This window comes from Nonomuraea sp. NPDC026600 (assembly GCF_040638335.1).
Classification (GTDB): Bacteria; Actinomycetota; Actinomycetes; order Streptosporangiales; family Streptosporangiaceae; genus Nonomuraea.
Genome location: NZ_JBEZYD010000006.1, coordinates 347,110 through 373,591 on the forward strand (window position 1 = coordinate 347,110; position 26,482 = coordinate 373,591).

The following is a 26,482-nucleotide window of genomic DNA, read 5'->3' on the forward strand; positions in this document are numbered from 1 at the left end:
CTGATGCGGCGGGCGTCCGTGCGGCCGCTGGTCGTCGCCGGGGTGTACGGGACGCGTACGCGGCTGCTGGTGGAAGCGGCGGTGGCGCGCCGGGGGTGGGCCGTCGCCCTGTCGCCGGGGGAGGCGAGCCTGGTGGTGGTGTGCGGCGTGCCGGGGGAGGAGTTGGCGGAGGCGATACGGGTCGTCTGGGATGGTGTCGCGGGTCCTCGGGCGCTCGTGGAGCTGCCGTCGGACGCCGCGCCCGACGCGGTCGAGGGGGCGTTGGACGGTGCGGTGGTGGCGCTGGGGGATGAGCCCGGTCAGCGTCGCGACGCGGCCGAACGAGAGTCGCGGTCCTGGCCGCAGGAGCCGATGGACCACGGTGGGATGGACCAAGGTGGGGCGCATGGCGGGATGGACCACGGTGGGCATGAGCATCACATGGGGAGTCCCGGTGGGGTGGCCATGGCCGATCGGGGGGCGGATCGGGACGGGCTCAAGCTCGACCGGCTGCATGTCCCGCTGGGACTGGTGCTTGTGGACTGGCCCAGCGGGCTGGTCGTGGAGACGGTGCTTCAGGGTGACGTGATCCAGCAGGCGACCGTACATGTCGTGGGCGGAGTCGCGGGCGGGGTGGGTTTCTGGGATGAGCCCTGGGTGGCCGCGTCGGAGGGGCGGGCGGTGACGCGGGGGGCGGCGGAGCGGCGCCGGGCCGCGTCGCACCTCGACAGCCTTGGGCGGCTGCTGGCCGTGGCCGGATGGCCCTCGGCGGCTCTGCGGGCCAGATGGCTGCGGGACCGTACGTTGGCGGGGGACTCCCGAGCCGACCTGAGCCGTGACCACGCCCGGTTCGCGCGCCGGGTGCGGCGGTCGAGGATCCTCGCCTGGATGCTCCGCGACGTGCGACTTGGCGTGGGGCCCGAGGCGGGAGCCGTCGCTTCGCCGGGGGGAGACGTGCTGAGCCGGCTGCGCTGGTGGCTGGACCGTACCGGAGCCGCCCTGGACGCGATGGACGACCCGACGCCGCTCGTCGGGGACGACGGGCCGAGGGGGCCCGTGGGGGAGCGGCCGTCGGCGGCGGTGTTGGATGTGCTTCCCCGGTTGCTGGACGGCGCCGAGCTGGCCGTCGCCCGCCTGATCGTGGCCGGTCTCGACCCCGACCTCGACCAGCTCTCCCAGGGGGCCTTCCATGGCTGAGCCCGGTGCGGTCCTCGGGCTGATCGCCGCACTGGCGGCTCTCGTATGGGGCGCGGCGACACTCGACGCCCACTTGGGCTCACCACCGCAGTCGCGGCAGACGCCCGAGAGGGCGGCCGGGCCGTGGCGGGAGGTGGCTCGGTTGCTGGTGCAGCAGCGGCGCCTGACCCTGTTGCCCGACGTCCTGCTCACCCGCATCGGCCTCCTGACGCTGCTCCTGGCCCCCGTTCTGGCCGCCGCCGTGCTGCCCCTCGGCGGGGCGCCGGTGGCGGATCTGGACGTCGGGGTCGTGTGGTTCAACGCCATGGAGGTGTGCGTCTGGCCGGCCCTCTGGCTGATCGGCTGGGGCGCCAACTCCGTGTACCCGCTGATCGGCGCCTACCGGTACGTCGCTCAGGGACTGGCGTACGAGCTGCCGCACATGTTCGCCCTGATCACCGTCGCCCTGGGCGCGGGGTCGCTGCGGATGACCGGCATCGTCCAGGCGCAGCACGGCCTCTGGTACGCCGTCTGGATGCCCGTCGCCTTCCTCGTCTACCTGGTCTCGGCGCTGGCCATGGCGTTCTGGGGGCCGATGGGGCAGCCGCTCGGCCGTGACCTCGCCGGGGGAGTGCCCGCCGAGCTGTCCGGTGCCGACCGGCTGCTGTTCCTGGCCGGACGGTACACGGTGCTCGTGGTGGCCGCCGCCGCGGCCGTGCCCCTGTTCCTCGGGGGCGGCGCGGGGCCCCTGCTGCCGGCCTGGGCGTGGACGCTGGTCAAGACCGTCGCGGTGCTGGTCCTGCTGGTCGTGGCCAGGCATCGGCTGCCGGCCGTACGGATGGATCGGTTCATGGACTTCTCCTGGATGGTGCTGATCCCGCTCACGCTGGCGCAGTTGCTCGTGGTCGGGATCGTGGTGCTGCCATGAGCGTCGTCTTCTGGGTTCTCGCCGTGGTGGCGGTGGCGGCCGGGGTCATGGTGTTCGTGGTGGACTCGATGGCGCGGGCGACGTTCGCGCTGCTCGCCTCGCTGCTGGCCGTCGGCGGTACGTTCCTGCTGATCGACCTGCGCTACCTCGGCGTGCTGATCGTGCTGATGATGGTCATGGAGATGATGATCATGGCCGTCTTCATGATCATGTACATGATGAACCCGGCGGGGCTGATGCCGATGAAGATGGTGCACAACAACCGGGCCGCCGCGACCATCGCCGGGGCCGCGTTCGTGCTGCTGGCGGCGGGGGCGCTGCTCACCCCCTGGCCCGCCGCGAAGCAACGTCCGGGCGGTGATCCCACCCACGCGCTCGGCCTGTCGATCATGGGGCCGAAGATGCTCGTGATGATGGTCATCGGCGTGGCGATCCTGGCCACGATGATCTCCACCGTGGTGCTCGCCACGCACAAGGGGCGCTACGAGCGATGACTCTTCAGGGCTTCCTGCTGCTGGCCGCCGCGCTCTTCGCGGTGGGCCTGTACGGCGCGCTGTCCCAGCAGTCGATCGTCATGCTCATGATGGGCCTCGAACTCATGATCAACGGCCTGATCGTGGCCGGCGGCGCCTTCTGGTACTACGTCGCCCCCCAGAGCGCCGACGGGCAGGTGCTGGTGCTCGTCGCCGTGACCGTGATGGCGCTGGAGATGGCGATGGGGTTCGCCGTGGTGACCGCGATCTTCCGGGCGCGCGATGTGGACCTGACGGACGACGCCGGAGACCTCAAGGAATGAACGCCCTCCTCTGGCTGCTGCCCGCCCTCCCCATCGCCATGGGTGCCGTCCTCCTTCTGGTACGGCGGGCCGCCAGGTCGGCGGCCCTCACCACGGCCGCCGCCACACTGGGGCTGGCCGGCTACGCGGCGGTGGCGCGGCCCCGGGTCGGCGCGAGGCTGTTCTTCGACTCCGGGCTGGCCGTGGACGGGCTGTCGGCGGCGATGGTCGTGACCGTGGCGGGGGTGGCGCTGGCCGTGCTGGTCTTCGCCGCCGGGGAGCTGCGCGAGGCGCGGTTCTTCGGGCTCATGCTGATCTTCGTCGGCGGCATGCTGCTGACCGTGACCGCCACCGACCTGGTACTGCTGCTCATGGGGTGGGAGGTCATGGGCGCGATGTCGTACGCGCTCATCGGCTACTGGTGGCACGACCCCGAGCGGGTGCGCTCGGCGACGATCGCGTTCGTCACCACCCGGGCGGGCGACCTCGGTCTGTACTTCGCCGCCGGCGCCGCCTTCGCGGGCGCGCTGGCCGCCACCGGCAACGGGGACGTGGCGTTCGCGCTGGCAGTACTGTCCGATGATCCGGCCCCGTGGCGGGATCTGATCGCGGCCGGGATCGTGCTGGCGGCGCTGGGCAAGTCGGCGCAGGTGCCGTTCTCGTACTGGCTGTCGCGGGCGATGGCCGGGCCCAGTCCGGTGTCCGCGCTGCTGCACTCGGCGACGATGGTGGCCGCCGGGGCGTACCTGCTGCTGCGGGTCCAGCCGCTGCTCGCCGCGACCGGGTGGGCGGCGGCGGTGGTGGCGTGGGCCGGGGCGGTGACCGCCCTGCTGCTCGGGGCCGTCGCCGTCGCGCAGCGGGACCTCAAGCAACTCCTCGCCGCCTCCACCTGCGCCCAGATCGGGTTCATGGTGCTGGGCGCGGGCGTGGGGGAGGTGCCGGGCGGTACGGCGCAACTGGTGGCGCACGCGGCGGTCAAGAGCCTGCTGTTCCTCGGGGCCGGGGCGTGGCTGGCGGCGCTCGGCACCAAGGACCTGACCGGGCTGCACGGGGCCGCGCGACGGTATCCGCTGGTCGGCGTCACGTTCGGGATCGGGGCGCTGGCTCTGGCCGGGGTGCCGCCGCTGTCGTTGTGGCTGACCAAGGACGCGGTGCTCGGGGCGGTGCGTGAGCCGATGCTGTACGGGGTGGCGTTCGCGGGTGCGCTGCTGGGTGCCGCCTACGCCGCCAAGGCGCTGGTGGCCGTCTGGCGGCCCGTCGACGCGGACACCCGTGACGACACCGAACAGCCGGGCACCCGGCGGGTGGGGGTGCTGGAACGGCTGCCGCTGCCGGTGCTCGCGCTGGGTGCGGTCGTGCTGGGGTTGCCCGTCCTGGCGGGCGCCGGACGGCACCTGACCGTCGGCGAGCTGGCCCTCTCGGGGACGCTGGCGTCGGCCGTGGTGCTCGCCGTCACCTTCGTGACGCGGAACCGGCCAGCCGCGATGCCGGGCCCGCGGGGGTTGCTCGCCGGCTGGCTCTGGTTGGAGAGGGCCGCCGTCGTCCTGGTGTGGCGGCCGTTGACGGCACTGGCCGGCGGGGCCGCGTGGTTCGACGATCGGGTCGTCGACGGCGCCGTCAACGCCGTACCCCGTCTGGGGATGGCCGCCGCGCGTCTGGCGCGCAGGCCGTTCGAGTCGGGAATCGATGGCTTCGTACGGACGGTGGCCGGCGCGGCCGGCCGGCTCGGCACGCTGGCCCGGCGTCCGCAGACCGGCCAGGTACACACGTATTTCGCCCAGGCCGCCGTCGCGCTGATCGTGCTGGCCGTCGTGTTCGCGCTGGCGAGGTGAGCGTGCTCGATATCGTGATCTTCCTCCCCTTGGTGGCGGCGGCGCTGCTGGCGGTGATCCCGCGTGGGAAGGCCGCCGGATGGGTGTGGGTCGGCGTCGCCTCGCTGGACCTGACCCTGGTGATCGCCATGTGGGCGGGCTACGAGGGCGGCATCGGCTATGAGAGCAGGCTGCGCTGGATGCCGTCCGTGGGCGCGGGCTATCACGTCGGCGTCGACGGGCTGTCGCTGCCGCTGATCGCGATGACCGCGCTGCTGTTCCTGGTCTGCGCGGTCTACTCGCTGGGGAAGGCCGGCCGGGCGTACGCGGCGTTGTTCCTGTTCCTGCAGACGGTCTCCATCGGCCTGTTCGCGGCGCTCGACCTGCTGCTCTTCTTCGTCTTCTTCGACCTGTCGATCGTCGGCATGTACTTCGTGATCGTCGGCTGGGGGCACGGCGACCGGGCTCGCTCGGCGCTCAAGTTCTTCCTGTACACCTTCCTCGGCTCCCTGGCCCTGCTCCTCGGCTTCATCGGCCTGTACCTCGGCGCCGACCCGCACACGTTCGACATGGTCGACCTCACCACGAACCCTCCCAAGGCCGGAGCCCTGGTCCTGCTCGCGATCGGCGTGGGGTTGGCGATCAAGACGCCGACCGTCCCCGTGCACACCTGGCTGCCGCCCGCCCACACCGACGCGCCCGCCGCCGGCTCGGCCATCCTCGCCGGGGTGCTGCTCAAGATGGGCACGTACGGCTTCGCCCGCATCGCGATGCCGATGCTGCCGCAGGCGTGGCGCGAGTACGCCTGGGTGATCATCGTGATCGGCGTCGCCGGAGTCCTGTACGGCGCGCTGGTCGCCCTGGCCCAGGAGAACCTGAAGCGGCTGATCGCCTACACCTCCGTCAACCACATGGGCTACATCGTCCTGGCGTTGGGCGCGGCCGGGCTGAGCGCTCCGACGCAGGCCAGGGAGCTGGCGGTCAGCGGCGCGGTCACCCAGATGGTCAGCCACGGCCTGCTCACCGGGGCGCTGTTCCTGATCACCGGCATCCTGTGGGACCGGGCCCAGAGCTACGAGATCGGCCAATACGGCGGTATGCCGCCGGTGCTGACCGGGCTGATGGCGGTGGCGGCGTTCGGCTCGCTCGGCATCCCCGGCCTTTCCGGATTTGTCGCGGAATTTCAGATCTTCACTGGCGTTATCGGTGCGGGTGCCGTGATCTCCGGTGCGCTGGGCATCGTGGGCATCCTCATCACGGCCGCGCTGTTCCTGCGGGTCCTGCAGCGCGCCTTCCTGGGCCGCCCCGGCGAGCTCACCTCGCAGGTCACCGACGTACGCCCGCGCGAACTGGCCGCCATCGCCCCGCTGCTGATCCTGTCGCTGATCATCGGCATCGCCCCCCGCTGGCTCCTCGGCCTGATCGAACCCGCCTCCGCCGCCATCGTGAACCTGGTCAGCCGATGACCGAGAACCCGCTCGACCTGCTCCCCGAGCTGCTGATCCTGCTGGGCGCCGTGGCGGGCCTGCTCACCGGCCTCTTCCTGCCGAGGCACCGGCAGTGGATCGTCGCCTGGATCTGCGGCCTGGCCCTGGCCGGCGCGATGGTGGCCACCGCCGCTGTCATGAAAAATCCGGACACGATGGCGTTCGCCGCCTACGCCGTGGATCCCCTCACGAACGTCACCCGGGCCACGGTCGCGCTCGCCACCCTGCTCGTGATCATCCTGACCACCCGCTGGGCCCGTGGGCACCCCCGCGAGACCGAGGTCTACACGCTGCTCCTGCTGGCCGCGCTCGGCAGCGTCCTCATGGCGGGCGCCGACGACCTGCTCGTGCTCGTCGCCGCGTACCTGCTCGCCAGCATCCCCGCGTACGCCCTGGCAGGCTTCGGCAAGGACGCGCCCGGCACCGAGGCCGCGCTGAAGTACTACCTGATGGGCGCGTTCCTCGGCGTGCTCATGCTGGCGGGCGTCACCATCGTGTACGGCACGGCGGGCGCGACAGCCTACCCCGGCCTCGACGCGCCGGTCGTGGGCGTGATCCTGCTGCTGGCCGGGCTGCTGTTCAAGGCAGGGGGCGTGCCCGCGCACTTCTGGGTGCCCGACGTCACCGAGGGCGCCTCCCGGCCGGTGGCCGCGTTCGTCACCACGGTGCCGAAGATCGGCGCGCTCGTGGCGCTGTTCCGGCTGGCCGGCGAGGTGTTCGACGAGCCCGCGCTGATCGCGGTGCTCGCCGTGGCCACGATGACGCTGGGCAACCTGGCCGCCTTCCACCAGGACAACGTGCGCCGCCTGCTCGCCTACTCCACGATCAGCCAGGCCGGGTACCTGCTGGTTCCGGTCGCCATGGCGGGCCTTACCGGGCTCGCCGCGCCGGCGCTGCTGTACTACGTGGCCGCGTACGCGATCACGAACCTGGGCGCGTTCGCCGTGGTCGTGTCCTTGGGCTCCGACCGGCTCGGGGACTACGCGGGGCTGGCCAGGAGGTCGCCGTGGGCGGCGTTCGCGCTGGTGGTGTGCTTGCTGGGGCTGATCGGCACGCCGCCGAGCGGGGTGTTCGTGGGGAAGCTGCTCGTCTTCGCGGCGGCTTGGGACGGCGGTCATGCCTGGCTGGCCGTGGTGGTGGCGGTGAACACAGTGGCCAGCGTCTTCTACTACCTGCGATGGATCCGGCCGGTCTTCGCCAGGGAGGGCGACGGGGGGTCGGCTCGGGGGTGGCTCGCGCCGGTCATCGCCGTGGCGTCCGTGGTGTTGGGGGTGGCGGGCGGGATCGTCCTGCTGGTGTTGCCGTTGCGGTAGATGATCGGGCGTTGCTCAGCCCGTCGGCTTGTTGGGGCCGCGTCGGCTGGTCAGAGGTCGCGTTCCTGCTGGTCGAGGATGGCGACGGAGATCGCCACGGCGGCGCCGGGATCGCGGTCCTCGATCGCCCGCAGCAACTCCTCGTGCGAGCCGTCGAGCACCAGCGCCGCCTGCTCCATGTGGCGCACGCTGTCGCGCAGCGCGTCGCTCATGCTCTGGTAGAGGTCGCTCAGCAGCGGGTTGTGCGCTGCGTCGGCCACCCGGAGGTGGAAATCGACATCCGCGTCGGCGAACGCGTCCACGTCCCCCGCCCGCCCGGCCGCGTCCCGCCGTACCAGCGCCTCGCGCATGCCGGTGAGGTCCTCTTCGGTCCGCTTCCCGGCGGCCAGCCGCGCGGCCACCAGATCGAGCCCGCGCCGCACGTCGATGATGTCCATCGCGGCCGCCTTGGCGATCCGCCTGCCCAGCGCGACCTGCGACTCGTCGACCGCCGTGACGTACGTGCCGTCCCCCTGGCGGGTGGTCAGTAGCCCGGAGTGGGCGAGCACGCGTACGGCCTCACGGACCGAGAGCCGGCTCATGCCGAGACTCTCCGCGAGCCGCAACTCAGACGGGATCTTCGTGCCCACCGGCCAGGCGCCGCTGGTGATCTCCCTGCGGAGCTCCTCGATCGCGGCATCCACGAGGGAGGTCCGCGCCACGTTTCGCATGAGCCGTTCGCCGATTCTCAGTGATTGCTTAGTAGGGAACCGTATCGCAAGCGGCCAGTGGCTCACCCCCGCAGCACGCAGGAACGGCATGGAACGCCTAAGGGGCAAACCCATCTCTCAGGAGGATCCATGCGCATCTTCAGACGGGGAGTCTTCGCCGTCGCCGCGATCGTCTCGCTCACCGCCACGCTCGGCATCCAGAGCCCGGCCTCCGCTGACGCCGCCACCGACTCCAGACTTCTCTCGCTCACGTCGAGCTCGCTCTTCGCGCGAGGGGCGTTCGGCAGCCCGTGGAAGGTCGGGGACTGCCATCTGGAGTTTCCCAGCTACGTGTACATCGAGAGCGGTACCACTCGCGTGCACGTGCACGCGGTGAGCGACACCGACTTCACCAAGCACGCCGACGTCTGGCACAGCAAGCTCGTCTTCATGGACGCCCAGCAGCGGGTGGTGGCCAGCGTGGGCAGCACGGGCGAGAGCGTTCTGGACTCGCCCCAGATGGTGCCCGCGGAGGGCGACGAGGGGCCGAGCAACGTCTACGAGTGGGACCACGTCGCGGTGGTGCCCAACGGCATCCCGTCCAGGGCCGTCTTCGTCAGATGGCTCTCGGCCTGCTGACCCGCGGGAGCGATTCATGTCGGTGGGGCTGGCTACCGTACTGGGATGCCCGAGTCTTCCCTTGACGGCGGCGACAGAGCGCAGGTGCCGGGGCTGCTGTATGTCGCCGACTGGCTCGCTCCAGAAGCGTGCGCGTCCTTACTGGCGTTCATCGACGCCGCCGAGTGGTCGACAGAACTACGGCGGCGAGTACAGCACTACGGCCAACGCTACGACTACGCTCGCCGCAGCGTTGCCACGGATCCTCGGGCCGCTGACGCCCTCCCCGCATGGGCCCGTGAGCAGGCCATGCGCCTGGTACGGGAAGGGATCATGGACCAGGAACCGGATCAGGCGATCATCAACGAGTATCAGCCGGGGCAGGGCATCAGCCCACATATCGACTGCGTGCCCTGTTTCGGGCCGGTTGTCGCAGCGATATCCCTGGGCTCTGGCTGCGTCATGGATTTCACTCACCCCGAGGCGGCACAGCGGTCGCCGGTGCGGCTCGCCCCAGGCAGCTTGTGCGTCATGACGGGACCCGCCCGATATGCGTGGCGGCACGGCATCGCCGCCCGTAAGAGTGACCCAGGTGCGGCGGGCCGGGTCCCACGGGGGCGGCGGGTGTCCGTGACTTTCCGTACGATCATCGCCGGGTAGCGCTCGCAGGCGAGGCCGTCGACCACGGCGCGCTCTGGAGAGACGGGCGGCAGATGCCTGTAGAGCCGGGCGGCAGATGTGGCTATATCGGTCCAACACGCCCCTGCACACAAACGCACCGGATCTTGTCAGGCCCCCTGCCGGGTGAGAGATTGCGGTTACTTTGGCGCCCACCCGTCTCGGAGGACACGCGTGCCACAATTACGCTCGGCCCTTGTTGCCGTCGCCCTCACCATGGCGATCGCGAGTCCCGCGCAAGCGGCCGCCGGCCCCAGGATCACCGTTGAGAACGGCCGCACGCAGCCGGTCTTCTCCTACGCGGACGCCGTCCGCGAATACGTGTACGTCGAGTCGAGCGTCGACAGCGACTCCGACGGCCGGTTGGACCGGGTACGCGTTGACATCATCAGGCCCAAGGAGTCCGGTCCGGGGCTCAAGGTGCCGGTGATCATCGACGAGAGCCCGTACTACGACAATTCTGGACGCGGTAACGAGGCCGAGCGGAAGGTCTACGACGCCGCCGGTAATGTCACGAAATTTCCGCTCTTCTATGACAACTACTTCGTGCCGCGCGGCTACGCGGTCCTGAACGTCGACATGCTCGGCACCACCAGGTCCGACGGCTGCCCCGACATCGGCGGCAAGGCGGACGTCCTGGGCGGCAAGGCCGTCGTGGACTGGCTGAACGGCCGGGCCAAGGCCTTCCGGGCGGACGGCACTCAGGCCGTGGCCGACTGGACCACCGGCAAGGCCGGGATGATCGGCAAGTCCTATGACGGCACGCTGGCCAACGCCGTGGCCGCCACCGGCGTGCGCGGCCTCGAGACGATCGTGCCGATCTCGGCGATCAGCTCCTGGTACAAGTACCAGCGCTCGAACGGCGTGGTCTACAACTACGACTACGCCTCCTGGCTGGCCAACTACGTCGACACCGACCCCGAGCCCAAGTGCCAGGCCGTACGGGATCGCATGGACGCCGAGGACGGCGACGACACGGGCGACTACAACGCGTTCTGGGCCGAGCGCGACTACATCAACGGCCTGCTCGGCGACGTCTCCAAGGTCAGGGCCAGCGTCTTCGTGGTGCACACCGCCAACGACCTGAACGTCAAACCGGACAACTTCTCCACCTGGTGGCAGGCCCTGGCCAAGCGGAACGTACCGCGCAAGATCTGGGTGGGCCAGTACCAGCACGTGGACCCGTTCGACTTCGAGGGCCGCAGGGACGTGTGGGTGGACACGCTGCACGGCTGGTTCGACCACTGGCTGCAGGGCGTACGCAACGAGGTCATGAACGCTCCGCGCGCCGACGTGCAGACCGGCCCGACGCAGTGGATCACCCAGCGCGACTGGCCGGCACCGCCGGCGGCGAACGTCGCGCTGCGGCCGGCCGCCGACGGCTCGCTCGGCCTCGTCCCGGCCAGGCGCGATGCCAGTGCCTCCTTCACCGACGTGGCGCTTGAAGAAGAGGAGATGATCGCCGACGTCGGTACGGCCAAGCCGGGCAGGGTGGCGTTCACCAGCGGCGCGCTCCCGCTCGACCTGCGCCTGTCCGGTACGCCCACGGCCGACCTGCGCGTCAAGCTCGACAAACCGGACGCCAATCTGACCGCCCTGCTCGTCGACTTCGGCGACGCCACCCGCGTCGACTGGCGGCGCGGCCAGGGCATCACCACGCTCACCGAGGAGGACTGCCACGGCGACAGCACCGCCGCCGACGACGCCTGCTACCGCAAGGTGGCCACGAACACGGTGACGCGGCCCGCCGAGATCGTCGCCCGCGGCTGGATCGACGTGCGGAACCGCGACTCGCTGAGCACGGCGTCGCCCCTGCCCGTCGGGACGTGGGGCAAGGTCAAGTGGCAGACGATGCCGCACGACTACACCTTCAGGAAGGGGCACCGGATCGCCCTGATCGTCGCGGGCACCGACACGACGTACACCTCTGAGGCGGGTACGGGCGCGAACGTCACGCTCGACCTGGCCAGAAGCAGCATGGTCGTGCCGTTCACGCAGGGGGCGCCGGTGGTGGACGTGCCGAAGGACGCGGGCCGGTTCCGCGGACCGGCGCGGATCGACCTGCCGGAGCCGGAGAACACCTTCTACTAGAAGCCGTCAGGTGGTGGCGGACCGGTCCGCCACCACCTGAGTTCTCTAGGCGGCGGAGCTATCCGCAGTTGGTCCAGTAGCCGCCGCCCTTTCCGTCGGCCACGTACGCTCCCTTGGCGTTGGCCACGGTCCAGGACAGGCGCAGGCTGAGGGTTCCGCTGCCGCGGGCGACGCCCGTGGTGTTCTCGCCGTCGCCGCTGGACGTGCCGGTCCACCGTACGGTGATCCGCCCGAACTCGGTGGCGGGCGGCCCCGGACACCCGGGCCGCGAGGCGGGCACGCGCACGCGGAACGCGTGCGCGGAGACCGCGATCCCCTTCGACCCGGACACCGCGGTGATCTTACAGTCACCCGGGCAAACCAACCTGAATGATCCGGTACGGCGGGTGCCCAGGTTGATCGACGACGGCGACAGGCTCGCGTTCGGGGGTTTGAGGCCGGGCAGGGCTATCTTCTGCGGCCGGACCTCGCCGGTGGGGGTGTCGCTCATCTTGGATTCCGGCTTGGACGGCTCTGCCGTGGCACTGACCGACGGGGTGGGCGCGGGGCCGGTCGCCGTCACGCCGGCCGGTGGCGGGACCACCGTGGGGTTGAGCGTGACGTTGGGGCCGTTCGCGGGTGGTACGGCCGGGATGTTGTTCGACAGCCGGGTGGTGTGCGTCTCGGACGTAGGGGGGCGCTGGCGGCTCTGGATGCCGGACCAGGCCAGGCTCGCCACCAGCATCCCGGCGCCGACGAGCAGCCCCACCGTGGCCACGGACCGGATGGTGAACCGGCCGTCGGGCCCGAAGTCGTCGGGGCGGTCGCGCCAGAACTCCGAGTCCGGGTCGTCCGGGCCGCTGTGCCAGATGTCCGCGTCCGGCTCGGCGCCTCCTGGGCCGATGTCGGTGCTGGGGGTCGCGACCAGGAGGTCTCGGTGCTCGCCGCCGGCGATGATCAGGGCGTCGCGGTGGGTGCCGGCGGTGGTGAACAGGGCGTCCGGGAGATTTGTGGTGAATGGTTCGTTTCGGTGGGTGGCGGGGGTGGTGAGCAGGGCATTCGGGTGAGTGACCGCCGCGCTGAACGGTCCGTCTCGGCGGGTGCCGGTCGCGGTGTCTCGGTGGGTGTCCGGGGTGGGGGTGTCCCGGCGGTTGGCCGGGGTGGTCGCGTCCCGGTACGGGCTCGTGGTCGTGGCGTCCCGGCGGCTGCTCGGGGCCGAGGGGGCCGGGCGGTTCCTGGTGGCGGGGGTGTCCCGGCGGGTGCCGCTGGCCGCTACGAAGACGCCCTGCCTGTCGCGGGCGGTGGCCACCAGGATGTCCCGGTGACGATCGCCGAAGGGGTGCCGGCCGCGCGGCGCCGGGCCACGATCGGACGCCTCCGGCGGCGCCTGGCCGGTGGACGTCTCCCGCACGGGCGGGTCGTCGGGGCTCAGCGTGGGCGGCTCACCGATGGGAGCGTCTAGGGGTGACCGGTCGCCGATCGGGGCGGCCAGCGTGGGCGGCTCAGCGATGGGGGCGCTCAGAGGTGCCCGGTTGCCGATCGGGGCGGACAGGGGTGGCGGCTCGGCGGTGGGGGACCGACGTGCGGATGGCTCCCCGACGGGAGCGGCCAGAGGTTGCCGGTTGCGGGTGGGCGCCTTCGCCGCGTGCGGGTTGGCCGGTGGCGTGCCCAGCTCGTGGCGGCTTTGTACGGGCACCTCAGGCACCGGAGGCCCGCCGATGACCAGCCCAGGCAGCCGCAACACCGGCTCGGGCGATGCCGAGGCCGCCGGTGGTGGCGAGGTCGCTTCGGGCAGTCGCAACACCGGCCCGGACGGAGCCGATGCCACCTCGGGGAGCGGTGGGCTACCCGGGATCGTATCCCGGCCCTGCGGACGGCTCGTGGGGGCGTCTTGCGGGGGAGCGGCCGGGGCCTCATACGTAGGCGCGGCCAACATGCCGGGAGCGGACGGGCCGGTTCCCGCGGCGCTCCGCGGGAGGACGCCGGCAGCGGGCCTACGGGCGAGCGGAATGGTGGTCTCGTGATCGCGAAGCGCCGGACTCGCGTCCGGGTCGGACCGCTGGAGCGGGATGGCGGCCGGGACGTCGTGACGAGGGGGCGCGTCGTGGCGGGTCGGGGTGGTGGTCGGCGTGTTGGGTCGGGGTGGGACGGTGGTGGGAGCGCGATGGCTCCTGTGGGGTTTGCGCTCCTGGCCGGCGGCAGCCGCGCCCGCCGCCGGCCAGGCGCTTCCCCTGGTCGCCGCCGTGGGGTCGGCGATCGGGGAGATCAGCATCGGAGCGGCCTCGACCAGCCCCCGAACCTGCACGGGGAACCCGTCCACGCGCCACAGCTCGCCCGCGTCCGGCAGCGGCTGTGCCCACGTCAGGCGGTCGCGCAGCGTGGGTGGAGCGGTGGCGATGGGCAGCTCGCGCAGTAATGTGGCCGCCACCACGGCCCGGGGCGCCGCCCGGCACGTGGGGCAGGTGGGAATGTGGCGGCTGATGCGGGCCCGGTTGCGCCGCGTGGGTGTCGTCGCCCAGGCCGACACCTCGGCGGCGAGCCGGCCGCAGCCGTTGGCGGCCCGGGCGGCGATGACGGCGGAGAACCACCGCTCGACCCCGCGGGCCGCCTCGCTCACGATGGTCGTCACGTCCGGAGGCGTCACATCGAAGATCACCGCGATCTCCTGATGCGTGAGCCCGTGCCGTACGGACAGGTCGAGCAGCTCCCGCTGCAGGGCGTCCAGCGCGCGCAGGGCCTCGGGCAGCAGGTCCGGCATCCGGCCGGAGCGCGACCACGAGCCGGTGCTCGCGGGGCTGGCCACGGTCGCACGATGCGCCCGGGCCAGCCCGTAGAGCCACGGTCGCACCAGGGAGGAGTCGACGACCCGGTGCGTGTGGCCGTGCGCTGACAGCAGCGCTCCGGCGACCGCCAGCTCGGCCTCGCTCTGGGCGAGCTCCGTCCGGCAATAGTCGTAGAGGTGGGACCCGTACTCGTCGCACAGGTCGCGGATCTCTTCGCGTACGTCCTCTGTCAGCGTCCGCCACATCACCTGTGCCACCTCCTTCCAGCGCTACCGAAAAGCCACCGAAGAGTCACCGAAAAAGCCACCAGACAGGCCCCGGAGAAGCCTCAGCCGGGTAACTGCCCCGCGATCTCCGTCGCCCAGTAGGTGATCACGCTCCCGGCGCCCGCCCGCCGGATCGCCGTCAGGCTCTCCCGGATGGCACGGTCGCGGTTGAGCCACCCTTGGGCGGCGGCGGCCTCGATCGCGGAGTACTCGCCGGACGTCTGGTAGGCGGAGACCGGCACGTGGACCGTGTCGGCCACCATGCGTACGACGTCCAGATAGAGACCCGCCGGTTTGACCATCACCATGTCGGCCCCCTCCTCGATGTCCAGCAGCACCTCGCGCAGCGCCTCGCGGCTGTTGGCGGGATCCTGCTGGGCGGTCGAGCGGGTGCCGGTCAGCCGCGATTCGACGGCGTCGCGGAACGGGCCGTAGAAGGCGGAGTCGTACTTGGCGGCGTAGGCCAGGATCGCCACCCGATCGTGGCCGGCCCGGTCGAGCGCCTGCCTGACGGCGGCGACCTGGCCGTCCATCATGCCGCTCGGCGCCACCACGTGCGCGCCCGCGTTCGCCTGGGCCACCGCGACCTGGGCGTAGGCACGCAGGGTGGCGTCGTTGTCGACGTCGCCGGTCGCGTCGAGGACACCGACCTGGCCGTGTTCGGTGTATTCGTCCAGGTTGATGTCGCTGATCACCACGGTGGCGTCGCCCACTTCCCTGGCGACGTCGGCGATGGCCAGTTGCGCGATGCCGCACGGGTCCCAGGCGCCGTAGCCCTCGGGGTCCTTCTCGGCCGGGATGCCGAAGATCAGCAGGCCGCCGACGCCCGCGGTGGCCGCGGCCGAGGCCGCCTTGCGCAGGCTGTCGCGGGTGTGCTGGACCTGGCCGGGCATGCTGGGGATGTCACGGGGTTCGTCGAGTCCTTCGCGGACGAACAAGGGCTGCACCAGGTCGGCCGGGTGCAGCCGTGTTTCGGCGACCAGGCCGCGCAGGGCGGATGTGCGCCGCAGGCGGCGGGGACGGTCTGCGGGGAAGCTCATGGGTCCTAGCCTCCGATTACCTTGCCGAGGAAAACACGTTCCGCGTGCCTGACAGCATCCGCGGGCGGGAGCCGATACCAGTAGCCGGTGGTGCTGCGCGCGGTGATGTTGAGCCGGCGCAGGTGGCACAGGTGTTCGGCCGTCTTGACCGCCAGCCCGTCCGGGTCGATCACCGGCAGGCCGTGCAGTTCATGCACACCGAGGTGGACGAGGATCTCGTTCGGGATGCCTTCGGCGGGCACCAGCCACTGCGCGCCCGCGTCCGCCGCCCGTTTCGCGGCACTGGTGTACGCCTCGAGCAGCGGGCCGAAATCCTGGGCCAGGGCTCGCTGGACGAGGGTGGTGCCGTCCTCCACCACCTGATATGAGGCCAGGTCGGCGCCCGCCGCCCGGATGTTCTCGGTGATCGGTTCGCGCAGGTACGGGATGAAGCCCAGTACGCCGAGCCGGTGACGCTCCATGCGCGCCGCCTGCCAGACCGCGTCGCCGTAGCCGATCACGGGGATCGACACGCGCGAGCGGGCGGCGGTCAGCCCGGGGTCCTGCCCCGCGCCGCTGATCCAGGCGGCGCACCCGTCGCGTTCGGCCGCCACGGCCGTCTGCGCGAAGTAGTTGCCGAACAGCAGTCCCAGTTGCCCGTAGCCGACCAGGTGCTCGGGCAGGTCGGTGCCGTATGTGTCGGCCGGCAACGTGTGGATCTCCACCTGGGTGCCGGGTTCGGTGATCTTGGATAAGTGCTCGGCGTACAGTTTGTCCAGCAGCGGGGACCGACCCTCGACGGTGTGTTTCTGGAACCAGATGCGCATGTCAGCCGTGCCTCACGTGAGATTGATGGGGCGTTAAGCGATGGGGCATCGTGTCGAGCATCGAGGCTTGCGCCAGGTAGGCGCGGGTGGACTCCGGATCGCCGGCGATGGCGCGCAGCCCCGCCATGGCCGCCGCCAGCTTCGTGGTGTCTCGGTCCTGCACGCCGGCCACCCGCGCTTCGCTGCGCGGGATCACCCGGTGGAGCAGTACGGTGCGCCGCCGCCACGCCCACGCGTCCAGCGCGGCGGGTGCGGTGAATCCGCCGAGCACGGCCGCGAGGACCTGGCCGATCTCGACGGCGTCGTGGATGCCGGCGTTCATGTTCAGGCCGCCGGCCGTGGAGGTCAGGTGCGCGGCGTCGCCTGCGAACAGGACCCGCCCGCACCGGTAGTCGCCCAGCACGCCGCGGGCCAGGCTGTACCGGTCGGCCCCGATCACCCGGATCGGCGCCTGCTCGGTGGGCAGGGCACGGTGCACCAGCTTGGCGATGTTCTGCGGATTGAGCGGATCGCGGGCGTCGTGCGGGATCCTGATGATGATCCGCCAGTGATCGGGCAGCGCCAGCAGGCTGCACGACTGGCGGGAGTCGCGGATGTAGGTCAGTGGCGCCAGGCCGGGCAGCAGCGCGTCGAGCGGTGAGTCGGTGAAGACCCGCAGCGCCTGCGTCGGATACTCCGAACGCGGGAACGGCAGGCCGAGCGAGCTGCGCACGGTGCTGTGCGCGCCGTCCGCCGCGACCACGTAGCGGGCGCGCGCCCACGTGCGGCCGATGCGCAGCCGGACGCCCGTGCCGCCCTCGGCGATCCCGTCGACCGGGGTGCCGAAGCGCACCTCCGCCTCCGGGTAGGCCGACAGCGCCTCCAGCAGCAGCGCGGTGAGCGTGGACTGCTCGGCGTGCAGCCGGAACGGGTGCTCGGTCAGGCCGTCGAGGCTGCCCATCAGCATCTCGGCCAGCACCCGGCCCGCCCGGTCACGCCACTGCACCCGCTCCACCACCCGGCCACGGGCGATCAGCGCGGTGGCGATCCCGAGCTCCTCCAGCAGGTCGAGCGTGGCCGGGTGGAAGGTCGAGGCCCGCGATTGCCGGCCGAGGCCCGGCTCGCGTTCCAGTACCGTCACCGGCACGCCGGCGCGCGCCAGCGTGAGCGCCGCGGTCAGCCCGACCGGGCCCGCGCCGACCACGGTGACGCCGTTCATGACGGCCGCCCCTGCGCGACCGGGCGGTGCGGCACCCGGCTCAGCGTGACCGGCTGACCGGTCGCGTGCGCCAGCGCCCACCAGGCGCTGCACAGGTTCGAGGTGAGCAGGATCCGGTCGTTGCCGGCGCCCAGGGGCCCCAGCGCGGGCAGGGTGGACATCCCGGTGCCGCTGAACAGCACCACCGCATCGGCCGGCAGGCCGGCCTGTTCCACCTGCTCGACCAGCTCGTTCGGCGTGACGGTGTACGGCGAGAAGCCGCCCTGCGCCCGTACCGGGATCACGCGGGTGACGCGCAGGCCCGTCGCCGCCCAGAACCGTTCGGCGAGTTCGGTCAGCCAGGGCTGATACGGCGAGACGAGCACGAACTCCTGCGCCCCGATGTGCTCCAGCGCCTCCCGCGTCGCCAGTGTCGCCGAGGCGAAGGGAATGCCCGCCTCACCGCTCAGCTTGTCGCACCTCTCACGATCTTCCTCGGGTGCGAACAGATATCGCGAGCCGCTGCACGCCATGACCAGTGCGTCGAGCGGCAGGTCGCCGAACGAGCAGATCATCGCGGGCAGGACCTCGTTGTAGCTCTCCAGCCGCTCGGCCAGTGTCAGGCCGGGCCGTACCGGGAAGCGGCTCACGTACATGTCGGCCCGGGACCCGAACAGCCGCGCCAGTTCGGGCTCCACCGATGGGTTCGCCGGCGGTACCAGCACGCCGACCCGGCCACGGCTCATCAGGCGCTCCTGGCTGGACGGTCGAGGGAGAAGGCAGGCAGTTCGAGGGAGAACAGCTCGCATAAAGCGTCCGCGTAGCTCTCTCCCAGGGGCGAGTCGGCGTGGCTGGTCACCCGGCTGATCGGCTCGCGCAGGAAGGCGTCGACCACCCGCTGGACGGCGTCCTTGACCTCGGCGCGGGCCGCGGCGTCCAGGCCGGGCGCGCGGGAGGCAAGCCGTCCGAGCTCGGCGTCCGCGACGGCGGCCGCCTTCCGTTTCAGTGCTTGTACGACCGGGACGGTATGCGGCACCGGCACCGTGGGGACTCTGGAGCCATTGGGGCAGCGGTACGAAGCCCCCAAAGCGTTCCCGCCTTCGCTGGCGGTCGCCCGGCGGGCGAGGGTGGCGGGCATCAGCAACCCGACCAAGCCGCGGCCCAGAACGCCGCTTCCCGGCGCGCCCGCGCCTCGTCCCAGTCGGTGAGGACGAGCCGGATCTCGCCGCGCTCCACTCCTAGGAGATCCACCGCTGCCCCGATCACGGTATCGGCGAACTCCCGTTGTCTATCTACTGCCAGTCCCACCGGGGATTCGACCTGGATGGTGAGCATGAGTTCCTCCTGCGAGGGAGCCTGGGGGGTTCAAGGAACGGCCTGAGGGAGTCAGGGAATCTGGTGGAGCGCCTGGTCGATCACGCTGATCGCCTGGTCCGACACCTGCCGGATGTGGCGAAGCCGGTGGACGGTGCGCGCCGTCAGCTCGGGCGGGGTCTGCGGTGGCGCGCCGTCGGCGGCCGCCTGGGTGGGGATGCTCTGAAGAGGGATCCTCTGAAGCGGAATGCTCTGCAGCGGAATGCTCGCGGTCTGTGTGTCGTCGGTATCGGGCCCGGCACTCGGCGGCAGCACCTGCCGGACGCTGGGGGAACGCACTTCGTAGGGGTGCGGGTACGGCCTGCGGGTCTCGTTCGCGAGCATGATCACTCCTGTCAGCGCTGGTCAAGGGCCCGGAATGCGGCCGGGTCACGGACACCGAAGCGGGCCAGCTCATGCTCGGCCTCACTGCGTACCTGGACGAAGCTGTCGCGGAGCTCGGCGAGCAGGCCGCGCAGCACCACCAGCTCCGCCTCCGCCTCTCGCAGGGAGGGACGGCGTGGCCGGTTGCTGGTGGCCGCGACGGCTACGCGGATCAGTGCCGCGACGCCGAGCAGGACCGCCACCGCCAGGCAGGCCACCAGCACCGTGGAGAAGCCCGGCATCGGTCCGGCCAGCATGGGATGGTCGACCAGCACCGAGGCGCCGGCCACGCCGATGGCTCCGCCGAGCATGCGCGCGGTGTTGATCGCGCCGACCGCCGAGGCGTACTGACTGGGGTCGGCGGCCATCGAGCCGACCATGAACGTTCCGGTGGACAGGAAGCCGAACCCGGTGCCCAGCATGACCGCGCCCAGCAGGCACCACAGGTTCGGGTACGGCTGGGCCAGCATCAGCGCACAGCCCGTGCCGAGCATGAGGGCACCGCCGTAGATGACGCCGTTGATGCCGATGCGCCGGCTGATCGGTGCGGCCATCGGGCTCGACAGGATCATGGCGATGGAGATCGGGGTGAGCCAGAGGCCGATGGTGCTCGTGTCGAACTCGGCGTTGCGCAGGTAGAGCGGCCCCATGGCCAGCACGACGAAGGATGCGGCTCCGTACATGGAGGAGGTGACCCCGGCCCAAAGGAAGCCGGGACGCCGCCACAGGCTCATGTCGATCGCTCCGGCGCGATGCCGCCACGAGATCGCGATGGTCGCGGCCAACAGCAGCCCGCCGCCTCCCGCGCACGCCAGCGTGCGCACGGAGGTCCAGCCCCACAGGCTGCCCTGGGAGATGGCCAGCACCGCTCCCGCGACCGCGCCGATCAGCAGGACCGCGCCGAACAAGTCAGGTATGCCCTGCCTGGTGCCGCGGTTGCGGGGCAGCGCCGGGGTGAGCATCAGCAGCGCCGCCGCGAGTCCCGCGCCGGGCAGGTACAGGCCGCGCCAGCCGTACTCGGTCAGCAGCCAGCCACCGCCCGCCTGCAGGGCCAGGGCCCCGATGCCGGACGACGCGCTCCACAGCGCGATGGCTCCGGCACGGCGGTTGGCGGGCAGCTCGCCGAGCAGCAGCGCCAGCGAGGCCGGGAACATCAGCGCCGCCCCCACCCCCTGGGCCACCCGCCCGGCGAGGAGCAGGGTCCAGGACGGGGTGGCGATGACCGCCGTCGCGCCCAGCCCGTACAGGGCCAGACCGAGCGCGAGGACGCTGCGCCTGCCCAGCAGGTCGGCGAAGCGTCCGGCGATGGCGAGCAGTGCGGCGACCGCGGCGAAGTTGACCGTGCTCACCCAGGTGACCTCGGCCAGCGGCAGGGCCGCCGCCAGCGGGTCTCGGCTGAGCACGGGGATCGCCAACGTCGTCGCGGTGCTGTCCGCCATGATCGCGACCACCACCCCGGAGGCGACCAGCCGCAGTACGGCGAATCTCCTCCGGATGCGGCGAGCCGACGGCATCCCGGGCACCACCATGGGACCGGTGACGCCCTCGCGGATGGGCGTCAAGGTCATCGGGCCGACTCCGCGTAGCTGAGTTCGGGCTCGACCGGGGCCGGAGCGGGTTCGGCGGGAACCGGCACCGGGCTGTTGTTCGGCACGCTCGCGGCGACGACCCGCTCGGACAGGCCGATGTCCCGGCCGTTCGTGCGGATCCTGGCCGGTACTTCGCCGCCGGCCAGCGTCAGAGCGACCTGCGTGGCCAGGGCCAGGTGCTCGGTGCAGCGGCGGGCCACCTTGGCCTCCAGGCCGGCGATCTGCGCCAGCCTGAGCCGCATCGACTCCACGGTCGCGGTGCGTTCGAGCCCGTCGAGATCGGCGAGTCTGTCGGGCCAGCGCAGCGACCGGCTGAGCTGCGTCTCCACCTCGAGGACGATCTCGTCGATGGACAGGTCCTGGTCCCTCAGCGGGTTGGCGATCATGACGGCCATGACCGCGGTCTGGTCGAAGTCGGCCAGCCGGCCCCTCAGCGCCGCGGCCAGCATGCGGGCGCGGTGGTGCAGGCAGTCGGCGCTCCAACCGAGCACCAGCAGGCGATCGGCGCCCGCCTCCGTATGCCACCCGGCGAGCCGCAGCTCGCGGGCCATCCGGTGTTGCACACTCCACCGGTCAGGGGTGTCGTCCACCCAGACCTGTACGCCGCCCAGTGGCAGCTCGGTTACATGGATCACATCTCTCTCTGGGGCCGCCCGAGCGCAGACGCGTCTGATCACGTTCGCCTGTGCGGGCGGAGCCGGATTCTTCGAGAACCAGGAACGGACCTTGGAATCGATGGAATCGACGGTCACGTCCGGCCACCTCCTCGCCGGAGACTCTCCAGAACCCTCCGGCTGTCAAGTCTCAGTTACCACGATCAGTACGATAGTGGGCGTCTGCCGCGCGTTGTGTCAACTGACAGTTTTCGTATACATTGACCTCCCGCTGCGGAGTTTCGCTCCCCGCGGGGCAGGGGACGGCGAGCCAGGCTTCCTTTACGCTGGAGGCTTGTGGCGGCTGGGAGGTACGAGTGGCGAACTTCGCCGAGCGACTCGATCTCGCTCTGAGCAAGCGTGGTTTCTCGGGGGCTCAGCTTGCCGCGGCCCTCACCGAGGCCGGCATCCCGATCACGCGCGCCTACGTCAGCCAGTTGCGCACGGGCAAGCAGACCAACCCGACCCTCCAGGTGCTACGCGCCCTCGCCGCCTGCCTCCAGGTGAGCGTGGGCTGGCTGCTGGGCGAGGACACCTTGGACTCCGGCGCGGTCGAGGAGCTCCAGTTGCGGGCCGCCGCGATCGGCGCGTCCGCCTCCGGGCTCTCCGACGGGTCGCTGACCGTCCTGCGCGGCGTGATAGGGCTCGCACGCGCGGCCGAGGGGCTGCCCGAACAGCCGGAGGCCGCCGCCCCCGAGATCCCTGAGGCCGCGGCCCCGCTGACCGAGCCGCAGCGCGAGGCGCTCGGCGACCGCCTGCGCAACCTCCGGCTGATCGCGCGCATGTCGCCGGAGGAGGTCGAGACCTCCCTGGGCCGGGGGGCCGCCGCCATCGGCGCGATAGAGGAGGGCCGCGTCACGCCCGCGCCCGTCACGGTCGAGCGCCTGCTCACCCTGTACGGCGTGACCGCCCCGCCCACCCGCGAATACGTCCTGTCGCTGGCCCGGGGCGAACGCCCGCCCTCCTGGTACGACGCCGGCTCCGTGCCCGTCTGGATGGCCGCGACGTACGCGCTGGAGCAGCGGGCCTCGCTGATCCGCACCTACCAGACCCAGCTCGTCCCGCCGCTGCTGCAGACCGAGGCGTACGCGCGGGCCGCCATCGAGGTGGCGGGCAACGCCGGGCTCGGCCAGACGTCGGCCGACGCGGCCGTGGGCCTGATCCGCTCCCGCCAGACGCTGCTGAACCACGGCGACGGCCCCGTGTTGTGGGCGGTGATCGACGAGAGCGTCCTGCTGCGCTCGATCGCCGACCTCGAGACGCAGACGGCTCAGCTCGACCGGCTGATCGAGTACGCGAAGCGGCCCAACATCTCGCTGCACATCGTGCCGATCGGCGATCCGATCTACCTGCCCCGTAGCGGATCGTTCACCATATGGCGCTTCCCGGAGGCCTTCGAGCCCGATGTGGCCTGCGCCCACGCCATCGACTCCGATGAAGTGATCACCGATGCGGCCGCGGTCGAGGCCTACCACCAGGCATTCACCAAGCTGTCGGTCACCACCACCATGGGCGACGAAACCCACGAGTTGCTGTATGCGCACCGTGACCGTCTGACCCACAGATGATCTGACACTTCCCCGCGCCACAACGGGAAATGGATATTTCCCAACAAATATTGCTCTTTCTATTGTCAGATCCGGGCGTTGATGGATCATTGGTATTGTTGGACCAAATGAGTGGGGTCAGTGGGACCGACTTTCCCGTGAAGTTCCTGGCGAGGGGAAAGGGGCAACACTCAATGCGTCAGCGTGCCATCCGAAATCTGACCAACCTTGACACCACCCGCGCGAGTGTCACCCGAATACTCGACGCCGCCGCGGGGGGGAAGAACCATTTCGAGGTTGACAGTGATGCGGTGCGCCGTTACGACGAGGCGGTTCCGGTTACCGGATCCGCCGCACGAGCCGTCCTGCGCTACCTGGCACGGGTGGTGAGCCATCTGGCCGGCTCCGGTATTGACCAGTTCCTGATCATCGGCAGTGGCGTGCCCAGCGCGTTGCCGCCCGGACATCAGTTACATGACATCGCCCGCGACGCCTCGGTCACCTCTGACGTTCGCGTGGTCTATGTCGAGAACGACCCCATGGTCCTGGCCAGTGCCCACGTCACCATCGAGCGCGTCCACGACCTGGTGCGGGTCGTGGAAGGCGACATACGACAGATCGACGAGATGCTCGCCGACGAGGTCGTGGCCCGGTTCATCGACTGGGAACGGCCTGTCGGGGTGCTGCTCCTCTCCACCCATAGCCTCAGCGACGACGAGCTGGCGTCCTACGTGATCAAGCGCCTGCGCCACGCCGTCGTGGACGGCAGCTACCTGGCGCTCCTTCAGACCACCTTCGACGGGATCCCCGCCGAACTGCTGCCCGCCATCAACGACCTGCTCGCGATGACGCTGCCGGGACACGTGATCCGCTCGCGTGCCGAGGTGGCGGCCTTGTTGGACGGGCTCGAACTGCTGGAACCGGGACTGGTGTGGGTTCCGCTCTGGCGGCCCGACGGCTTGGACTCCCCGTGTGCGGACCAGCCGAGCTCGTCGGGCAATTACGGCGCCGTGGCCTGCCTTCCCTGACACGCCGCCACGGCGCCTTCGCGGGTACCCGCGACCGAGGGTCCGGCCCGATGCACCGGCCGGACCCTCATGGGCGCCGTACTAGTTGTTCTGTTCCATCCAGGGCTAGTCCCACCAGAACGACCAGTAATGCCGGCCGATGATCTGCTCGGCGTAACTGTGCAGATCGCCCGGCCCCTGGACGACGTTGTCCGGGCAGAAGGTCCAGTGCTCGGCCGCCACGTGCAGCGCGTGCTCGGGCTCGACCGGCGGCGCGGCGACGCTCAGCTCCAGCGTGTTGAAGCCGACGCCCACCACGCGGACCCCGAACCGGTCCTCCCAGCTGCGCACCACCGCCGCCAGCGGCACCATCCACTCGTTGTGGTGCAGCGCCCCCTGCCAGCCCATCACGGCCAGCGCGTCGGCGCCCCGGTGCGCGGCGACTAGGCCGAGCGGCAGGCCCTTGGCCGACAGCTCACCGGCGTACCAGTCGGCGACGGCGCCCGGGTCGGCCCTCAGCACCCCCGGCGGCGCCGGGCCCGGACAGAGCGCGCCGAACGGCTCCAGCTCCGCCAGGGCGTCCGGCGGCATCTGGCCGACCCACTCCTGCCACACCTCGGCCATGAACCCCTCGGCCGTGAAGTGCTCGATCATCAGCACCTCGTCCGGCACGACCTGGCCGATCGACCAGGGCTGCGTGGACTCGTCCAGCAGGACGGGCCACAGGCCGCTCCGCGGGTGGGCGCTGCGGAGCCGCGCCCAGTCAGTGCCCGCCACGGCTTCGTCGCTCATCCAGAACGCGGGCCTGGCCGCGTCGCCCTGGTGCGTGTAGCCGGGATCGGGCCAGACGACGTCGCCCTCGGGCAGGCTGATCGGCAGGAGCCGCCCTCTGCCGCCGTCGGCGAACAGCTGGCACACCTCACGTGGCAGCTGGTGATCGTTCATCTGAATGGTGGCGCGGAGACCCGGTCCTTCAGGGCCGGGAGGAAGCGCCACTCCTTTCGAAAGCAGTATGGAAAACGTCGGTCACGTTCGGCAATGTGTGCGGTGAGTGAGGGCGCTGTGACAGGAGGTGCGCGATGGCGATCCGCCGCTCCACCACCAAACGCCACGGCCTGCCCACCGTCGTGCAACTGCGGCTCACACCCGTCCCGGCCCAAGTCGACGCGCTGGCTGCGGCGGTGCTGCTGTGCAATCAGGCGGCCACCGCCGTCTCCCGGCTGGCCTGGCAGCACCGCACGTTTGCTGTGGTGGAGCTGCACCGACTGGCCTACTACGAGGTGCGTGCGCAGGTGGCCGGGCTGGGTGCGCAAGCGGCGGTGCGGGCGATCGCCCGGGTCGCCGGCGCCTACGCCAACCGGCGCGCCACCAAGAAACGCGCCCACATCTTCCGCCCGCACGGCGCCATCCCCTACGACGCCCGACTGATGAGCTTCAACCGTGACGCCCGGACCGTGTCGCTGTGGACCCCCACCGGCCGCGTCACCGTCCCCTACACCGGTCGACCAGAAGACCTCAAAGCCATCGACACGCTGCCGAGAGGCGAGGCCGACCTGATCTGCCGGCGCGGCGTGTGGCTGCTCCAGGTCAGCCTCACCCTCCCCACGCCGGTGGCGCGCGAGCCGGTCGGCGGCTTCGTCGGGGTGGACCAAGGAGTGGCCAACCTGGCGGTCACCTGCGACGGCGCGGTGCTGCCCGGCCCCGCCCTGCCTGGGACGATCGCCGGCAACGGCCACGTCCGCACCCTGCGCGAGCGGCGCCACAGGCAACGCAGACGCCTGCAGAAGAAGGGCACCCCGGCGGCGCGGCGGGTGCTGCGCCGCCTGTCCGGACGTGAGCACCGGATGATGACCGACCTCAACCACCAAATCAGCAAGTACGTGGTGCGTGAAGCCGAACGCACCGGCCGCGGCATCGCCCTGGAAGACCTCCAAGGCATCCGCGGCCGGGTCAGGGCTCACCGGCTCCAGCGACGCACCCTCCATGGCTGGGCCTTCGCCCAGCAGATCACCTTCACCCGCTACAAAGCCGCCCGCGCCGGAGTCGCCTTCATCCTGGTCGACCCCGCCTACACCTCGCAGACCTGCCCGGAGTGCGGGTGCGTGACCAGGGCGAATCGGCCGGCGCGGGGCCGATTCGTCTGCACCGGGTGCGGCCTCGCTGGGCACGCCGACCACATCGCAGCCCGCAACATCGCCACACGCGGCGCAGCGGGCTGGGCTGCCATCAACCAGCCACACGCTACCGGCCTCCCTTCACCCAGACGGGCCCGCGAGAGCAAACCACCGACTTCAACCGGTGGTAGTTGATTACCGAATCCTGTCTCGGAGATGGTAGTCCCGACGGTTGCTCC

At 71.1% G+C, this 26,482-nt stretch carries 25 protein-coding genes; 13 read left to right on the forward strand and 12 right to left on the reverse strand.

Annotated features, from left to right (window positions below; genetic code table 11):
* The first annotated feature begins 3 nt into the window (after positions 1–3).
* The 7 genes from AB0F17_RS17410 to AB0F17_RS17440 are packed head-to-tail and all read left to right on the forward strand — an operon-like array spanning position 4 to position 7,469.
* Positions 4–1,176, forward strand: coding sequence for a hypothetical protein (locus tag AB0F17_RS17410; RefSeq protein ID WP_358023364.1), 1,173 nt, complete (start codon positions 4–6; stop codon positions 1,174–1,176).
* Positions 1,169–2,083, forward strand: coding sequence for an NADH-quinone oxidoreductase subunit H (locus AB0F17_RS17415; RefSeq protein WP_358023367.1), 915 nt, complete (start codon positions 1,169–1,171; stop codon positions 2,081–2,083). Before AB0F17_RS17410 ends, AB0F17_RS17415 begins: the two co-directional genes overlap by 8 nt.
* Positions 2,080–2,577 (forward strand): NADH-quinone oxidoreductase subunit J, encoded by a 498-nt coding sequence (locus tag AB0F17_RS17420; RefSeq protein ID WP_358023370.1) that lies wholly within the window; start codon positions 2,080–2,082, stop codon positions 2,575–2,577. Before AB0F17_RS17415 ends, AB0F17_RS17420 begins: the two co-directional genes overlap by 4 nt.
* Complete coding sequence (gene nuoK / locus AB0F17_RS17425) at positions 2,574–2,879, forward strand: NADH-quinone oxidoreductase subunit NuoK (protein WP_358023373.1); 306 nt, start codon at positions 2,574–2,576, stop codon at positions 2,877–2,879. The genes AB0F17_RS17420 and nuoK overlap by 4 nt, the downstream gene beginning before the upstream one ends.
* Entirely contained in the window at positions 2,876–4,690 is a 1,815-nt protein-coding gene (locus AB0F17_RS17430; protein WP_358023375.1) for a proton-conducting transporter membrane subunit, read from the forward strand. Before nuoK ends, AB0F17_RS17430 begins: the two co-directional genes overlap by 4 nt.
* Entirely contained in the window at positions 4,687–6,135 is a 1,449-nt protein-coding gene (locus AB0F17_RS17435; protein ID WP_358023377.1) for an NADH-quinone oxidoreductase subunit M, read from the forward strand. The genes AB0F17_RS17430 and AB0F17_RS17435 overlap by 4 nt, the downstream gene beginning before the upstream one ends.
* Positions 6,132–7,469 carry an NADH-quinone oxidoreductase subunit N gene (locus AB0F17_RS17440; protein ID WP_358023379.1) on the forward strand — a complete coding sequence of 446 codons (1,338 nt, stop codon included), beginning with the start codon at positions 6,132–6,134 and terminating at the stop codon, positions 7,467–7,469. Before AB0F17_RS17435 ends, AB0F17_RS17440 begins: the two co-directional genes overlap by 4 nt.
* Positions 7,470–7,519: 50 nt before the next feature.
* Here AB0F17_RS17440 and AB0F17_RS17445 read toward each other — a convergent pair whose 3' ends face one another.
* Positions 7,520–8,179, reverse strand: coding sequence for a FadR/GntR family transcriptional regulator (locus tag AB0F17_RS17445; RefSeq protein WP_358023381.1), 660 nt, complete (start codon positions 8,177–8,179; stop codon positions 7,520–7,522).
* 129 nt (positions 8,180–8,308) lie between these two features.
* Here AB0F17_RS17445 and AB0F17_RS17450 point away from each other — a divergent pair, with 129 nt between their 5' ends.
* From AB0F17_RS17450 to AB0F17_RS17460, 3 genes are all read left to right on the forward strand, one after another.
* Positions 8,309–8,797, forward strand: a complete 489-nt coding sequence (locus AB0F17_RS17450) for a hypothetical protein (RefSeq protein WP_358023384.1) — start codon at positions 8,309–8,311, stop codon at positions 8,795–8,797.
* Between the two features lie 45 nt (positions 8,798–8,842).
* Positions 8,843–9,436 (forward strand): alpha-ketoglutarate-dependent dioxygenase AlkB, encoded by a 594-nt coding sequence (locus AB0F17_RS17455; RefSeq protein WP_358023386.1) that lies wholly within the window; start codon positions 8,843–8,845, stop codon positions 9,434–9,436.
* A 192-nt stretch (positions 9,437–9,628) separates the two neighbouring features.
* Positions 9,629–11,545 carry a Xaa-Pro dipeptidyl-peptidase gene (locus tag AB0F17_RS17460; protein WP_358023389.1) on the forward strand — a complete coding sequence of 639 codons (1,917 nt, stop codon included), beginning with the start codon at positions 9,629–9,631 and terminating at the stop codon, positions 11,543–11,545.
* A 58-nt stretch (positions 11,546–11,603) separates the two neighbouring features.
* Here the strand turns inward: AB0F17_RS17460 and AB0F17_RS17465 are convergent, their stop codons facing one another.
* The 10 genes from AB0F17_RS17465 to AB0F17_RS17510 form a co-directional block, all read right to left on the reverse strand.
* A complete protein-coding gene (locus tag AB0F17_RS17465) occupies positions 11,604–14,564 on the reverse strand; it encodes a hypothetical protein (RefSeq protein WP_358023392.1) in 2,961 nt (986 codons plus the stop codon).
* A gap of 71 nt (positions 14,565–14,635) precedes the next feature.
* Complete coding sequence (hemB, locus tag AB0F17_RS17470; protein ID WP_358023395.1) at positions 14,636–15,613, reverse strand: porphobilinogen synthase; 978 nt, start codon at positions 15,611–15,613, stop codon at positions 14,636–14,638.
* 5 nt (positions 15,614–15,618) lie between these two features.
* Positions 15,619–16,419, reverse strand: a complete 801-nt coding sequence (locus AB0F17_RS17475; protein ID WP_358023397.1) for an aspartate/glutamate racemase family protein — start codon at positions 16,417–16,419, stop codon at positions 15,619–15,621.
* A gap of 1 nt (position 16,420) precedes the next feature.
* Positions 16,421–17,617, reverse strand: coding sequence for an FAD-dependent oxidoreductase (locus AB0F17_RS17480; protein ID WP_358023400.1), 1,197 nt, complete (start codon positions 17,615–17,617; stop codon positions 16,421–16,423).
* Positions 17,614–18,342 (reverse strand): hypothetical protein, encoded by a 729-nt coding sequence (locus AB0F17_RS17485; protein ID WP_358023403.1) that lies wholly within the window; start codon positions 18,340–18,342, stop codon positions 17,614–17,616. The genes AB0F17_RS17480 and AB0F17_RS17485 overlap by 4 nt, the downstream gene beginning before the upstream one ends.
* A complete protein-coding gene (locus AB0F17_RS17490; RefSeq protein WP_358023406.1) occupies positions 18,342–18,638 on the reverse strand; it encodes a hypothetical protein in 297 nt (98 codons plus the stop codon). Before AB0F17_RS17490 ends, AB0F17_RS17485 begins: the two co-directional genes overlap by 1 nt.
* A gap of 95 nt (positions 18,639–18,733) precedes the next feature.
* A complete protein-coding gene (locus AB0F17_RS17495) occupies positions 18,734–18,931 on the reverse strand; it encodes a hypothetical protein (RefSeq protein WP_358023409.1) in 198 nt (65 codons plus the stop codon).
* A gap of 51 nt (positions 18,932–18,982) precedes the next feature.
* Complete coding sequence (locus AB0F17_RS17500; protein WP_358023413.1) at positions 18,983–19,294, reverse strand: hypothetical protein; 312 nt, start codon at positions 19,292–19,294, stop codon at positions 18,983–18,985.
* 11 nt (positions 19,295–19,305) lie between these two features.
* Positions 19,306–20,901: an MFS transporter gene (locus AB0F17_RS17505; protein ID WP_358023416.1), complete on the reverse strand. Its 1,596-nt coding sequence runs from the start codon at positions 20,899–20,901 to the stop codon at positions 19,306–19,308.
* Complete coding sequence (locus AB0F17_RS17510) at positions 20,898–21,557, reverse strand: hypothetical protein (RefSeq protein WP_358023419.1); 660 nt, start codon at positions 21,555–21,557, stop codon at positions 20,898–20,900. Before AB0F17_RS17510 ends, AB0F17_RS17505 begins: the two co-directional genes overlap by 4 nt.
* 335 nt (positions 21,558–21,892) lie before the next feature.
* Here AB0F17_RS17510 and AB0F17_RS17515 point away from each other — a divergent pair, with 335 nt between their 5' ends.
* Together AB0F17_RS17515 and AB0F17_RS17520 are read left to right on the forward strand one after the other, a co-directional pair.
* On the forward strand, positions 21,893–23,143 hold the full coding sequence (locus AB0F17_RS17515; RefSeq protein ID WP_358023422.1) for a Scr1 family TA system antitoxin-like transcriptional regulator: 1,251 nt from the start codon (positions 21,893–21,895) through the stop codon (positions 23,141–23,143).
* Between the two features lie 137 nt (positions 23,144–23,280).
* Complete coding sequence (locus tag AB0F17_RS17520) at positions 23,281–24,150, forward strand: SAM-dependent methyltransferase (RefSeq protein ID WP_358023425.1); 870 nt, start codon at positions 23,281–23,283, stop codon at positions 24,148–24,150.
* Positions 24,151–24,255: 105 nt separating this feature from the next.
* On the opposite strand, the gene AB0F17_RS17525 is transcribed toward AB0F17_RS17520, so the two are convergent.
* Entirely contained in the window at positions 24,256–25,074 is an 819-nt protein-coding gene (locus AB0F17_RS17525) for a DUF4253 domain-containing protein (protein WP_358023428.1), read from the reverse strand.
* A gap of 134 nt (positions 25,075–25,208) precedes the next feature.
* On the opposite strand from AB0F17_RS17525, the gene AB0F17_RS17530 reads away from it, so the two are divergent.
* The gene (locus AB0F17_RS17530) at positions 25,209–26,438 is read left to right on the forward strand and encodes a transposase (RefSeq protein ID WP_358023431.1); all 1,230 of its coding nucleotides are present in this window, start codon (positions 25,209–25,211) and stop codon (positions 26,436–26,438) included.
* Positions 26,439–26,482: the final 44 nt, after the last annotated feature.